Origin of the sequence: Herbaspirillum sp. alder98 (assembly GCF_020179755.1) — a bacterium.
Classification (GTDB): Bacteria; Pseudomonadota; Gammaproteobacteria; order Burkholderiales; family Burkholderiaceae_D; genus Herbaspirillum.
Genome location: NZ_JAIUCY010000001.1, coordinates 313,546 through 326,612 on the forward strand (window position 1 = coordinate 313,546; position 13,067 = coordinate 326,612).

General features: G+C 63.6%; 11 protein-coding genes. 8 read left to right on the forward strand and 3 right to left on the reverse strand.

Annotation, left to right across the window (positions count from 1 at the left end; genetic code table 11):
• Window positions 1–2: 2 nt before the first annotated feature.
• The gene (locus LBW87_RS01510) at window positions 3–656 is read right to left on the reverse strand and encodes a hypothetical protein (protein ID WP_225199660.1); all 654 of its coding nucleotides are present in this window, start codon (window positions 654–656) and stop codon (window positions 3–5) included.
• A gap of 145 nt (window positions 657–801) precedes the next feature.
• On the opposite strand from LBW87_RS01510, the gene LBW87_RS01515 reads away from it, so the two are divergent.
• Window positions 802–1,470 carry an alpha/beta hydrolase gene (locus LBW87_RS01515; protein WP_225199661.1) on the forward strand — a complete coding sequence of 223 codons (669 nt, stop codon included), beginning with the start codon at window positions 802–804 and terminating at the stop codon, window positions 1,468–1,470.
• Between the two features lie 227 nt (window positions 1,471–1,697).
• On the opposite strand, the gene LBW87_RS01520 is transcribed toward LBW87_RS01515, so the two are convergent.
• Both LBW87_RS01520 and LBW87_RS01525 read right to left on the reverse strand, forming a co-directional pair.
• Window positions 1,698–2,717 (reverse strand): alpha/beta hydrolase, encoded by a 1,020-nt coding sequence (locus LBW87_RS01520; RefSeq protein ID WP_225199662.1) that lies wholly within the window; start codon window positions 2,715–2,717, stop codon window positions 1,698–1,700.
• 213 nt (window positions 2,718–2,930) lie between these two features.
• Window positions 2,931–3,392: a MarR family winged helix-turn-helix transcriptional regulator gene (locus tag LBW87_RS01525; RefSeq protein WP_225199663.1), complete on the reverse strand. Its 462-nt coding sequence runs from the start codon at window positions 3,390–3,392 to the stop codon at window positions 2,931–2,933.
• Between the two features lie 301 nt (window positions 3,393–3,693).
• Here LBW87_RS01525 and LBW87_RS01530 point away from each other — a divergent pair, with 301 nt between their 5' ends.
• From LBW87_RS01530 to LBW87_RS01560, 7 genes are all read left to right on the forward strand, one after another.
• Window positions 3,694–5,793 carry a TonB-dependent receptor family protein gene (locus LBW87_RS01530; protein WP_225199664.1) on the forward strand — a complete coding sequence of 700 codons (2,100 nt, stop codon included), beginning with the start codon at window positions 3,694–3,696 and terminating at the stop codon, window positions 5,791–5,793.
• A gap of 273 nt (window positions 5,794–6,066) precedes the next feature.
• Window positions 6,067–7,563 carry an ABC transporter substrate-binding protein gene (locus tag LBW87_RS01535; protein ID WP_225199665.1) on the forward strand — a complete coding sequence of 499 codons (1,497 nt, stop codon included), beginning with the start codon at window positions 6,067–6,069 and terminating at the stop codon, window positions 7,561–7,563.
• Window positions 7,564–7,633: 70 nt separating this feature from the next.
• The gene (locus LBW87_RS01540; protein ID WP_225199666.1) at window positions 7,634–8,581 is read left to right on the forward strand and encodes an ABC transporter permease; all 948 of its coding nucleotides are present in this window, start codon (window positions 7,634–7,636) and stop codon (window positions 8,579–8,581) included.
• Between the two features lie 16 nt (window positions 8,582–8,597).
• Window positions 8,598–9,476: an ABC transporter permease gene (locus LBW87_RS01545; protein WP_225199667.1), complete on the forward strand. Its 879-nt coding sequence runs from the start codon at window positions 8,598–8,600 to the stop codon at window positions 9,474–9,476.
• Between the two features lie 10 nt (window positions 9,477–9,486).
• Window positions 9,487–10,446: an ABC transporter ATP-binding protein gene (locus LBW87_RS01550; RefSeq protein WP_225199668.1), complete on the forward strand. Its 960-nt coding sequence runs from the start codon at window positions 9,487–9,489 to the stop codon at window positions 10,444–10,446.
• 7 nt (window positions 10,447–10,453) lie between these two features.
• A complete protein-coding gene (locus LBW87_RS01555) occupies window positions 10,454–11,410 on the forward strand; it encodes an ABC transporter ATP-binding protein (RefSeq protein WP_225199669.1) in 957 nt (318 codons plus the stop codon).
• Between the two features lie 33 nt (window positions 11,411–11,443).
• Window positions 11,444–13,063: a gamma-glutamyltransferase family protein gene (locus LBW87_RS01560; protein WP_225199670.1), complete on the forward strand. Its 1,620-nt coding sequence runs from the start codon at window positions 11,444–11,446 to the stop codon at window positions 13,061–13,063.
• The last annotated feature ends 4 nt before the right edge of the window (window positions 13,064–13,067 follow it).

The window sequence follows — 13,067 nt, forward strand, 5'->3', positions numbered from 1 at the left end:
CCCTATTTGGGGCAAACCGCCTGGTCGCGGCCGCCGCACAGCGTAGCCGAATTGAGCAAATCCAGATATTGCTGCAGCTTGGCCGGTGTGACGCGATAGCTGAATTCCTTGAGTTCGTTGGGCGTCGCAGGGCGCCAGCCGAACTGCACCACGAACATGCGTTCGGTGCCCTGATAGACCGCCACCACGGCGCCCTCGCCATAGGGCGCGATACTTCCCGCGCGATCACAGAACCCGCCCGACACCGAAGTCGGCACGCCGTTGGTCACGCTGTCTTTCTGGCGCATGGCGATGAAACGACCGGGACAGGCCCGCTGCACGCCCTGCATCAATTCGGTAATGGCCACCTGCGCCACCGTCAGGTTGCGGGCCTGGATATTGGCCAGCAATCCCGCCTCGGGAAAACTGCGCCGTTGCACGCTCATGTAACCCTCGCGCCAGGAATCATGCGCTTCGTTGGCCGGCATGAACTCGACCACATAGTCGCCTGCCGGCTCGCCATTCATGTAGGCCAGGCGCCAGCCGGCGGGTGGCGAGACCATCAGGTTTTCGCCGGTCGGCTGGAAGATGGCGCCTTCCAGTCCCTCGGCGCCGGCCGCCAGCGGCAGCAAGGCGGCCAGGGCCAGTGCGGCACAGATCGATTTGGACAGTTGCATCGGTGTTCTCCTGGGCGACGCGCAGATTTTCTGCGGCGTTCATCGTATGATGTGCGCTTTTCAGCAACACCGTATTGTGCCCGCGCCCCGTGCTGCGCACAAATCGCGGAACGCTTTTCACCCAACAGGACACCAGGACCACATCATGGCCACCCAGCTCGAGACCATCCAGATCGACACCGCCCCCAACCCGACCGCCAGCGTCATCTGGATGCACGGCCTGGGCGCCGACGGTTCGGACTTCGTGCCGATCGTGCGCGAGCTCGACCTGACCGGCTGTCCAGCCATCCGCTTCATCTTCCCCACCGCGCAAACCATGCCGGTGACCGTCAACGGCGGCTACGTGATGCGTGCCTGGTACGACATCTTCGGTCCCGACCTGGTGCGCCGCGAAGACGAGCCTGGCCTGCGTCACTCGCAGGCGCTGGTCGAAGAATTGATCGCGGCCGAAAAGGCGCGCGGGGTGCCGGCTGAGCGCATCATCCTGGCCGGGTTTTCGCAGGGTTGTGCGATGACGCTGCAGACCGGGCTGCGCCATGCCGAGAAACTGGGTGGCTTGATGTGCCTGTCGGGCTATCTGCCGCTGGCGGCAAAGCTGGCTGACGAACGCCATGCGGCGAACCAGGACACCCCCATCTTCATGGCCCATGGCACGCTCGATCCGGTGGTGGTGCTGGCGCGCGCGCAGCAATCGTTCGAAGCATTGGCGGCGTTGGGCTATCAGGTCGAGTGGCACGACTATCCGATGCAGCACTCGGTGTGCGGCGAAGAGGTCGAGGACATCGGCGGATGGTTGAAGAAAGTGCTGGGATGAGGGCTTGAAGGTATACCCGTCGTCCCGGCGCATGCCGGGACCCAGTGGCTTTCGTGGTGTATCTACTTGCGTTTAACGACGCTGGGTCCTGACTTTCGTCAGGACGACGGGGGGTGTGGTTCGTCGTTCCTGCGCAGGCAGGAACCCAGTGGCGTTGGTCATGCCTCATGCGTCAGCTTAAAGACGCTAGATCCCGACTTTCGTCAGGACCACGGCGGTGAACACAATTACTTCAGGCGGAACTTCAGCTCTTCGCCCGCCTGGCGCATCGCAGTCTCCACGGCCGGCACCTTCGCCAGCACATTCAACAGACCGAAGTCGTGAATCATGCCGTCGTAACGCACGGTAGTGACTGCCACGCCGGCTGCCGCCAGCTTGCGGCCGTACTCTTCGCCTTCGTCACGCAGCACATCCTTCTCGGCGGTCTGGATCAGCGTCGGCGGCAAACCCTTCAACTGCGCTGGCGTCGCCTGCAGTGGCGAAGCGGTGATCTCGCGGCGCTTGGCAGCATCGGTGGTGTAGCTGTCCCAGAACCACTTCATCATGTTCTTGGTCAGGAAGTAGCCGTCAGCGAACTGGTTGTACGAACCGGTCTCGAAGTTGGCATCGGTCACCGGCCACAGCAGCACTTCCGAGCGCAATGCCGGGCCGCCCTTGTCCTTGGCCATCAGCGCCACCACCGCCGCCATGTTGCCGCCGACGCTGTTGCCGGCGACCGCCAGGCGACGACCATCGACCTTGATCTGCTTGCCGTTCTCGGCGACCCACTTGGTGGCGGCATAGGCCTGGTTGATCGCTACGCCGTAACCGGCTTCAGGTGAAGGGGTGTAGTTGACGAACACCGCCACCGCGCCGGAATTGGCCACCAGGTCGCGCACCAGGCGCTCGTGGGTCGGAAAATCGCCCAGCACCCAGCCACCGCCGTGGAAGAACATGAACGCCGGCAAGGTCTTGGTGACGCCAGCCGGGCGCACGATGGTCAACTTGATCTGCTGGCCGTCGGCGGTGATGGTCTTTTCCGACACGTCAGCCTTGGGCAACTGCAGCTTCACGCCAGACTGGGCGCCACTCAGCACGGCGCGCGCATCGGTCGGCGACAGTTGCTCCAGCGGCTTGCCGCCGCCCGCTTCCAGCGCCTGCAAAAATGCCTGGGTCGTCGGTTCGACACCCGCATCGCCGGCAGCGTAGGCATTGCCGAACACCATGCCGATAGCGGCGACAGCGGCGAGTTTCTTGATTGCTTTCATGATCTTCTTCCTTGAGGGGTGGTTGACTTCAAATAAAGATTTTTAAAACACTATTAAATAGCAAACTACATTGTTGGCGCTATTGTCTTTAGGGATAACAACGCCATGCACATCAAATATAAAACACGATTAAATAGCTAACTACTTATATTGCTTAAAAAAAACGGACGCGTTCATTGCATCCGTGGCGTGGGACGCAGGCCGACAACCTGCTCAATCCCCTGCATTCTTTTGCAAGCGTGCCCGCAGCACCATCAACTCTTCCTTCATGGCGGTCAGCTCGGCCACGCTCGATTCGGTCGCCCGCAACACTTCGCGGGGCAACTCGACGGCCTGCTCGCGCAGCGCATCGCCTTCGGGCGTAAGCGAGATGATCACCTGACGCTCGTCGCTGGCGGCACGCTGGCGACTGACCAGGCCCTGTGCTTCCATTCGCTTCAACAACGGCGTGAGCGTGGCCGAATCCAGCACCAGGCGTTCACCGATGTCGGATACGGTCAGCTGGTCTTGCTCCCACAGCACCATCAGCACCAGGTACTGCGAATAAGTAATGCCCATCTTGCGCAGCAACTTGCGATAGAGCTTACTCATCGACAGCGAAGTCGAATACAGGGCAAAGCACAACTGGGCATCCAGTTGCGGGGCCGTCTTGCGCTTGTCTGTTTTCGAGTTCATGCAGCGCAGTTTATTCCGCTCAAAATTAAATAGCAAGCTATCTAATTAAAAGATTTTAAAAAATCGTCTGCACACTGTTGCAACCTTGCATCGACTCACATTTAATTTACGCCAAGAAACTGTGTTGTAGCGATCGCTCGGCCCCCTCTCACCAGCTGAAAATGTCCATATATCTAGGGATATTTCTTTGCAATCGATAATAAGAATCGATAACATTCTCATCCTTGCGAAAACTTACAAAAGATAAGGCTCGCTTTTTATCGGCCCGCCACCCGGGCCTCCACTCTCAGGGATCGCTCACATGACCACATCCACACATCCATTCCGTGCCCGGCGCACACGCTGCGCCGCTGCCATTTCGCTGGCGCTGCTGGCCATGCCGCCGCTGGCCGCGGCCCAGCAAGCAAGCGATGCCGACGCCGCCGGCCTGGAAACCATCCACGTCAGCGGCGACTGGCTGGGCACCGGCCTGGAAACCAGCGTCAAGACCTTCCCCGGCGCCCGCACGGTGGTCAAGAAGGACACCATCGAAAGCACTGGCGCCATCAACATCGGCGACCTGATGCGTCGCATCCCGGGCGTGCAATCGAGCGACAACTCGGGCACCGCCGGCAGCGCCATTGCGCTCAACATCGGCGTGCGCGGCCTGACCGGGCGCTACTCGCCACGCTCCACCATCCTGCTCGACGGCATCCCGCTGGCATCGGCCCCCTACGGCCAGCCGCAGTTATCATTTGCGCCCGTCAATCTCAATAACATCGAATCGGTGGATGTGATCCGCGGCGGCGGCGCGGTGCGCTTCGGCCCCCAGAACGTGGGCGGCATCATCAATTTCAAGAGCCGCTCGATTCCCGCCACGCCGGGCGCAAGCGGTGACGCCACCCTGCGCTACAACAGTTATGGCGAAGGGGGATCCAACAAGCAATACAGCGCCTTCATCGGCAGCCAGGCCGACAATGGCCTGGGCGTGGCGCTGCTGTATTCCGGCCAGGAAGGCTCTGGCTGGCGCGCCAACAGCAACGAACGCTTCAACGACCTGGCGCTGAAGCTGCGCTACGACCTGGGCGGTGGCGCCGAGATCAACGGCAAGGTCAGTTACTACGACGTGCTGTCGCATACCCCGGGCGGCCTGACGGTGGCGCAATACAACGCCAACCCGTTCCAGAACACGCGCCTGCGCGACTTCTGGAAGGGCGACCGCAAGGGCTTCGACCTGGGTTACCTGAACACCATCTCGGACACCCAGGAGTTCGAGATCAGAACTTACTTCAACCAGAGTTCACGCGCCAGCTCGCTGGTCCAGCCCGGTGGTCTGGTCATGCGTAACCAGCCGCGCAACTATGAGACGTTCGGCATCGAACCGCGTTACACCCAACGCTTTGCGCTGGGCGGCACCACGCATGACGTGACGGTCGGCTATCGCTACCTGCGCGAGCGCGGCACCGACTTCCAGACCGACCAGAACATCGCCACGGGCCTGTTCGGCGCCACCACTGCCAATAACAACAAGACCGATGCCAACGCCGTCTATATCGATGACAAGATCGCCCTCGGCAAATGGCGCATCACACCGGGCCTGCGCTTTGAAAGCATCCGCACCACCCGTAGCCTGGTCGGTTCCACTTCAGTTTTCGAAGCGACCAACAACAAGCCACTGCCCTCGATCAACGTGGCCTATCTGCTCAACGACGAACTGACGCTGTTCAGCAACTACAACACGTCCTTCGGCGTCGTTCAAAACACCCAGCTCAGCACCACCAGCGCCGCCAACCCGCTGGCCCCCGAGCTAGCCAAGACCACCGAAATCGGCGCGCGCTGGAAGGGCAGCAACCTGGCGATGGAAGCCACGGTATTCAATATCCGCTTCGACAACCAGATCGAGTCCATACCCAACACCACGCCGGCGGTATTTCGCAATATCGGCAAGACCGAACATAACGGTATCGAACTGGCGCTCGACTACAGCTTCGACAAGGCAAGCCTGCTGGGCGGATGGAGCCTGTTTGCCAACTACGCCTATACCCGCGCATTGCAGGAATCGGGGGCGACTGCGGGCAAGGACTTGCCGTTCTATTCACGTATCACCGATACCATGGGCACCCGTTATGAGCACGGTCCCTGGGGCTTCAACCTGTCCACCACGCACCAGAGTCGCCAGTTCTCGGATACGTCCAATACGGTCACCGAACTCGCCGACGGCTCCAACGGCCAGATCCCTGGCTATCGCATCTGGAACGCCCAGGTGGACTGGAAAGTACCTGGCGCCAAGGGCTTCGACGTCTTCGCCGGCGTCAACAACCTGACCGACCGCCGCTATTACACCCGCACCACCGACGGCAATTTCGGCCGCCTGGTCGGCGCGCCACGTACCCTGTACGTGCAAGGTCGTTATTCGTTCTGAATAAGTTATTGAGTTAATGAGTTAGTCCCCAGGCAGCATCGTCCCGCACCAGGGAGGATGCTGCCCTGCCGCCTCCCCTGCGCACCATCCTGACACCGCGCCATCACCGCTGCGGTGCGCCCTGTCCCGATTTTCCAACTGGACGATAAGCATCCGGCCTTTCCCGATTGGCACAGAAAATGCTTGTCTTCGTTGATGTATACATTGACGTATCCGAGCTTGGCTTTGTCGCCGATGCCGCACCCTTCCTCCCGAACGCCAAAGGAAAATCGAATGCAAAAACGCCGCCCTTGCTTGCTGCCTGTCACGCTGGCCCTGTTGCTGGCGGGCCTGGCTGGTTCTGCCGCCGCCGCCACGCTCAACATCTCGCTCGATGCCGACCCCGGCAAGCTCGACCCGACCCAGTCGTCGATGCTCAACGAGCGCATCGTCTACCAGAGCATCTTCGACAAGCTGGTGGACCTGGATGGCGAAGGCAAGATCGTGCCGATGCTGGCCGAGCGCTGGACCGTCTCGGATGACCAGAAGACCTACACCCTCTATCTGCGCCGTGGCGTGAAGTTCCAGGACGGCACCGCGTTCGATGCCAAGGCGGTCGAATTCAACCTGCTGCGCGGACAGGAAAAGACTTCCCTGCGCCGCAACGAACTCAAGTACATCAGCAAGATCACGGTCGTGGACGAACACACCGTCAAGCTCGAACTGTCGACGCCATTTGCGCCGTTCATGTCGGTGCTGACCGACCGCGCCGGCATGATCTCGTCGCCGGCTGCGGTCAAGAAGTTCGGCGACGATTACGTCAACAACCCGGTCGGCACCGGTCCCTTCATCTACAAGGGCCGCCTCAAGGGCGCCACCATCACGCTCGAAAAGAACCCGCACTACTGGCAAGCCGGGTTGCCCAAGGTCGATGGCGTGGTCTACAAGATCATGCCGGACGTCAACGTCGCCTTCAACAACCTGCGCAGCGGTCAGGTCGACATCAGCAACCGCTTTCCGTACAAGGAAATCGGCAACGTCCCGGCCGGCGCCAAGTACACCGTCCTGAACAAGCCGTCGCTGGGCTTTCGCGGTTTCTACATGAACGCCGGCAAGCCGCCGTTCGACAAGAAGGAAGTGCGTGAAGCGGTCGACATCCTGATCGATCGCAACGCCATCGCCAAGGTGGTCTATAACAACGCCGTCGCCCCGGGCCACTCGCCATTCTCCAAGGCGCAGTTCGCCAATGGCGCCGCCGATGTGCCGCCCAAGGTCGACGTGGCGCGCGCCAAGGAGTTATTGAAAGCCGCCGGCAAGGAAGGCGGATTCGCCTTCAAGCTGACGCTGCCGACCACCTCCGACGAACTGCAAGCGGGCCAGATGATCCAGGGCATGCTGCGCGCCGCCGGCATCACCGTGACGCTGGAGAAGACCGAACTGGCGACCCAGATCGAGGCCGGCAAGGCGGGCAACTTCGAAGGCCTCTACGTGGGCTGGAGCGGTCGTCCCGATCCCGACCAGAACATCTATGACTTCGTCACCACCAATGGCTCGCTGAACTACTCGCACTTCGGCTCCAAGGAAGTCGACGACCTGCTGCAGAAGGCCCGCCTCGAAGGCGACCAGGCCAAGCGCCGCGGCTTCTACGACCAGGCCATGGAGTTGCTGGTCAAGGAAGTGCCCTACGTCTACCTGGTGCACGACAACGTGGTGTTCGGCATGTCCAACGCGGTCAAGGGCTTCCAGTATGTGCCGGACGGCGTGATCCGCACCGCCACCGTGTCCAAGTAAGCATTGCCAATAGCTTCCTGCGGCGCATCGACTGCGATGCGCCGCGGCCAGCCTCAGTCTTTTGCCAGCCATGCCCAAATTACCCAAACTGGTACAGCGCTTGTTGCTGTCCATCCCTACCCTGCTGCTGGTGAGCATGGTGGTGTTCTCGTTGCTGGCGGTGCTGCCGGGCGACCCGGTGGCCGCCATCCTCGGCATGGAAGCCACGCCCGAAGCGGCCGCCGCCATGCGCGAAAAACTCGGCCTCGACCTGCCGCTGCCGGTGCAATACGGACACTGGCTGTGGGCCGTGCTGCACGGCGACCTGGGTCGCTCCTTCATCGATAACGCGCCGGTGGCCGAAGCGCTGTGGCAGCGCCTGCCGGTGACCATCGAACTGGCCGCAGGCGCCTTCGTGGTGGCCCTGATCATCGCGGTGCCGGCCGGCATCCTGTCGGCGGCGCGCCCGCGTGGCATGGCCAATGCGGTAGGCACCCTGATTGCGCTGTTCGGCATGAGCGTGCCGCACTTCTGGCTGGGCATGATGTTCATCATCCTGTTCTCGGTCAAGCTGGGCTGGCTGCCGGCCTCCGGCTTCGTGCCCTTTACCGAGGACTGGCGCGGCAACCTGATCGCGATGGCGATGCCGATGGTGGTCACCGGCCTGCGCGAGGCCGCGATCCTGATGCGCATGGTGCGCAGCAGCCTGCTCGAAGTGCTCAACGAAGACTATATCCGCACCGCCTTCTCGAAGGGCTTGCGCGACTGGCAGGTGGTGCTGGGCCATGCGCTGCGCAACGCCATGATCCCGGTAGTCACCGCCAGCGGCCTGATGGTCTCGGGCATGCTGGGTGGGCTGGTCATTACCGAGAGCATCTTCGGCATTCCCGGCATGGGCAAGATGATCGTCGACGCCATCTTCAGCCGCGACTACGTCACGGTCCAGGCGGGCGTGCTGGCCGCCACCGTGATGGTGGTCATGGTCAACCTGTGCGTCGACCTGCTCTACAGCGTGATCGATCCACGCATCGCGCGCTGAACCTGGAGCCTCCAACATGACGCAGACGACTTCTTCTCTCCCGCAACTGCCGCCGGCGCCGCGTTATCGCACGCTGCGCCGCTTCGTCGCCAACCGCCTGGCCACCATTGGCGCGGCCATCATCGCGCTGCTGGTGCTGCTGGCGCTGGCCGCGCCGCTGCTGGCGCATTACGACCCGGTGTTCGACCAGGACTACGGCAACATCCTGGCCGGCCCCAGCGCGGCGCACTGGCTCGGCACCGACGACCTCGGTCGCGACATCTACACCCGCATGCTGTTCGGCTCGCGCATCTCGCTGCAGGCGGCGCTGATCTCGGTCGGCCTGGCGTTCTCGCTGGGGGTGCCGATCGGCATCATCAGCGGCTTCTATCGCGGCGCGGTCGACGCCGTGGTGATGCGCGTGGTCGATGCGCTGCAGGCGTTCCCGTCGCTGATCCTGGCGCTGGCATTGGCCGCCGCCCTCGGTGGCGGTTTCTATAACGCCATGGTGGCGGTGGGGATCGGCTTTACCGCGTCCTTCGTGCGCCTGGCGCGCGGCCAGGCGATGACGATCCGCAATCTCGACTACGTGATGGCAGCGCGCGCCATCGGCGCCGGCAACCTGCGCATCATGTGGCGCTACGTGTTGCCCAATGCGTTGGCGCCGCTGGTGATCCAGGCCACCTTTGCGATGGGCACGGCGATCATCGCCGAAGCCGGGCTGTCCTACCTCGGCCTGGGCGCGCGCCCGGAAGACCCGAGCTGGGGCTCGATGCTGCATATCGCCCAGGGCTACCTCAATACCAATCCGACCCTGGCCATGTGGCCCGGCGTGGCGATCTTCCTGGTGGTGCTGGGCTTCAACCTGCTGGGCGACGGCATTCGCGAAGTGTTCGACCCGCGCCTGGCCCGCTGAAGGAAAACAGATGCTGGAAATTGAAAATCTCAAGGTCGAGTTCAACAGCCACGGACGCAGCATCGCGCCGGTGGATGGAGTCTCGTTCTCGCTTGGACGCGACCAGACCGTCGGCCTGCTGGGCGAATCCGGTTGCGGCAAGAGCGTCACCGCCCTGTCCATCCTGCGGCTGTTTCCGATGGCCAGCCGGGCGCGTCTGTCGGGCGCGATCCGCTTCGACGGGCGCGACCTGCTCACGGCCAGCGACAACGACCTGCGCGGCGTGCGCGGACGCGACATCGCCATGATCTTCCAGGAGCCGATGACCTCGCTGAACCCGTTGCAGCGCATCGGCCAGCAACTGGCCGAAATGCTGCGCATCCACAGCGACCTGCCGCGCGGCGAGATCGATGCCCGCGTGCTGGCCATGCTGGAACGGGTCGGGTTGTCGCGTGCGGCGCAACTGGTGCATGAGTTCCCGCACAGCCTGTCGGGCGGCATGCGCCAGCGCGTGATGATCGCCATGGCCTTGCTGTGCCGCCCGCAGGTATTGATCTGCGACGAACCCACGACCGCGCTGGACGTGACCATCCAGGCCCAGATCCTGGACCTGATGCGCGACCTCAAGCGCGAACAGCACACCTCGATCCTGATGATCACGCACGACCTCGGGGTGGTGGCCGAGATGTGCGAGCGCGTGGTGGTGATGTACGCCGGACAGGTGGTCGAACAAAGCAATGTGCGCGACCTGTTCGACCGCCCGGCCCACCCCTATACCCACGCCCTGATGCGTGCCAGGCCGGCGCTGGACGCGGTGCCCGGCGCGCCGCTGACGGCAATCCCCGGCAGCGTGCCGCCGCCCGGCTCGATCGGCGCCGGCTGCCGCTTTGCCGCCCGTTGCCCGAAGGCGCAGGATCTCTGCCGCAACGAGATGCCGCCGCTCGAGGCCATTGCCGACCAACACAGCGCCCGTTGCTGGTATCCACATTGAGCTCCCGATGACGACTCCCCTGTTGCAGGTCAGCGGCCTGAAAAAACATTTCGCCTCGCACGTCGCCGGCGGCGCCACGGTCAAGGCCGTGGACGACGTCTCGTTTGCCATCGAACAAGGCCAGACCCTGGGCCTGGTCGGCGAATCCGGTTGCGGCAAGTCGACCACCGGACGCAGCGTGCTGCGCCTGATCGAACCCAGCGCCGGCAGCGTGCGCTTCATGGACCAGGACCTGACCGCCCTCTCGGCCGGCCCGCTGCGCGCCATGCGCCGCCACATGCAGATGGTGTTCCAGGACCCGTACGCCTCGCTCAATCCACGCATGACGGTGGGCGAGGTGCTGGAAGAACCGCTGGTGGTGCACCGCCTGCACGACCGCGCCACGCGCCGCCGCAAGGTGGCCGAAGCGCTCGACATGGTGGGGCTGAACCCCTCTTACGCGTCGCGCCATCCGCACGAATTCTCGGGCGGCCAGCGCCAGCGCGTGGGCATTGCGCGCGCCATCATCACGCGTCCCAAGCTGGTGGTGGCCGACGAGGCGGTGTCGGCCCTGGATGTGTCGATCCAGGCGCAGATCCTCAACCTGCTCAAGCAATTGCAGCAAGACCTGGGGCTGACCTATCTGTTCGTCTCGCACGACCTGGCCGTGATCCGTCACGTCAGCGACCAGATCGGCGTGATGTACCTGGGCCGCATGGTCGAGCTGGGTCCGCGCGATGCGATCTACGCCGCGCCGCGCCATCCCTATACCCAGGCGCTGCTGTCGGCGATCCCGCGTGAACACCCGGATGCACCGCGCCAGCGCATCGTCCTGCAGGGCAGCATTCCCAATCCGGCGGCGCCTCCGGGCGGCTGCCATTTTCATCCGCGCTGTCCGTCCTGCATGGACACCTGCAAGACCGTCGCCCCCGCCGCCGTCCAGGTCGCGCCCGGCCACACTGTGGCGTGTCACCTGTACCGCTAGAATAGTCGCCTAAATCACACAACAGAGACCAACATGCCCGCCTTCCCCGACTTCAGCAGCAACCATTACCCCTATATGTCACGCCGCAGCGCCGTGTATGCCAAGCGCGGCATGGTCGCCACGTCGCAACCGCTGGCCGCGCAAGCCGGCCTGCAAGTGCTGCAGGCTGGCGGCAACGCCATCGATGCGGCCATCGCTGCGGCGGCGGCACTGAGCGTGGTCGAGCCCACCGCCAACGGCATCGGCGGCGACGCCTTCGCGCTGGTCTGGCACCAGGGCAAGCTGCACGGTCTCAACGCCAGCGGTCCGGCGCCACTGGCGATGTCGGCCGCGCAGTTGCGCGCCGACGGCCACAAGGAAGTCCCCAAGTACGGCGCCCTGCCGGTCACCGTGCCTGGCACGCCGAGCGCCTGGGCCGCCATGGCCAACCGTTTCGGCCGCTTGCCGCTGGCGCAATCGATGGCCGGCGCCATCGCGCTGGCCGAAGAGGGTTTTCCGATCTCGCCGGTGGTGGCGCACGCCTGGCAGGCCGCATGGAACAACTTCAAGCGCGAATTCAAGGAACCGCACTTCCAGTCGTGGTTCGACACCTTCGGCATCGACGGTCGCGTGCCCAACGCCGGTGACCTGTGGCGTTCGCCCGGGCACGCCGCCACCTTGCAGGCGATTGCCGCCGACAATGCAGAGAGCTTCTATCGTGGCGCGCTGGCCGAGAAGACGGTGGCCTTCATCCGCGCCGCCGGCGGTCACATGAGCCTGGCCGACATGGCCGAGTACCAGCCGGAATGGGTCAACCCGATCGGCGTGAACTATCGCGGCTACGACGTCTGGGAAATCCCGCCCAATGGCCATGGCATGGTGGCCCTGATGGCCCTGAACCTGCTCAAGGAATACGACTTCAGCGAACGCGACACGCTGCAGACCTACCATCGCCAGATCGAAGCCATCAAGCTGGCCTATGCCGACGGCCTGGCGCACATCGCCGAGCCGGCCCATATGAAGGTCACCGTCGAGCAGTTGCTGTCGGACGCCTACGCCGACGAGCGCCGCAAGCTGATCGGCCAGCGCGCCACCCTGCCGGTGGCCGGCGACCCGTCGCGCGGCGGCACCGTTTATCTCTGCACCGCCGACGCCGACGGCAACATGGTGTCGTTCATCCAGAGCAACTACATGGGCTTCGGTTCGGGCCTGGTGGTGCCGGGCACCGGCATCTCGCTGCACAACCGGGGCAACAATTTCACGCTGGACGAAGGCCATCCGAATGAACTGGCCGGCGGCAAGCGCCCGTACCACACCATCATCCCCGGCTTCATGACCAAGGATAACCAGGCCGTAGGTCCGTTCGGCGTGATGGGTGGCTTCATGCAGCCACAAGGCCATGTGCAGATGGTGATGAACACGGTCGACTTCGGGCTCAACCCGCAGGCGTCGCTGGACGCCCCGCGCTGGGAATGGGAAAAGGGCAACAAGGTATCGATCGAGCACAGCACCGCCGAGCACCTGTTCCGTGGCCTGGCGGGCCTGGGCCATGAAGTGTCGTGGTCAGGCAACCAGCTCGGTTTCGGTCGCGGCCAGATCATCTGGCGCAACGATGCCGGCGTGCTGTGCGGCGGCACCGAGCCGCGCACCGACGGCTGCGTGGCAGCCTGGTAACGAA

What these genes read in the sequence shown, in the direction of transcription:
- LBW87_RS01510 (WP_225199660.1), bottom strand. Translation starts at nt 656, where the DNA reads ATGCAACTGTCCAAATCGATCTGTGCCGCACTGGCCCTGGCCGCCTTG.
- LBW87_RS01515 (WP_225199661.1), top strand. Translation starts at nt 802, where the DNA reads ATGGCCACCCAGCTCGAGACCATCCAGATCGACACCGCCCCCAACCCG.
- LBW87_RS01520 (WP_225199662.1), bottom strand. Translation starts at nt 2,717, where the DNA reads ATGAAAGCAATCAAGAAACTCGCCGCTGTCGCCGCTATCGGCATGGTG.
- LBW87_RS01525 (WP_225199663.1), bottom strand. Translation starts at nt 3,392, where the DNA reads ATGAACTCGAAAACAGACAAGCGCAAGACGGCCCCGCAACTGGATGCC.
- LBW87_RS01530 (WP_225199664.1), top strand. Translation starts at nt 3,694, where the DNA reads ATGACCACATCCACACATCCATTCCGTGCCCGGCGCACACGCTGCGCC.
- LBW87_RS01535 (WP_225199665.1), top strand. Translation starts at nt 6,067, where the DNA reads ATGCAAAAACGCCGCCCTTGCTTGCTGCCTGTCACGCTGGCCCTGTTG.
- LBW87_RS01540 (WP_225199666.1), top strand. Translation starts at nt 7,634, where the DNA reads ATGCCCAAATTACCCAAACTGGTACAGCGCTTGTTGCTGTCCATCCCT.
- LBW87_RS01545 (WP_225199667.1), top strand. Translation starts at nt 8,598, where the DNA reads ATGACGCAGACGACTTCTTCTCTCCCGCAACTGCCGCCGGCGCCGCGT.
- LBW87_RS01550 (WP_225199668.1), top strand. Translation starts at nt 9,487, where the DNA reads ATGCTGGAAATTGAAAATCTCAAGGTCGAGTTCAACAGCCACGGACGC.
- LBW87_RS01555 (WP_225199669.1), top strand. Translation starts at nt 10,454, where the DNA reads ATGACGACTCCCCTGTTGCAGGTCAGCGGCCTGAAAAAACATTTCGCC.
- LBW87_RS01560 (WP_225199670.1), top strand. Translation starts at nt 11,444, where the DNA reads ATGCCCGCCTTCCCCGACTTCAGCAGCAACCATTACCCCTATATGTCA.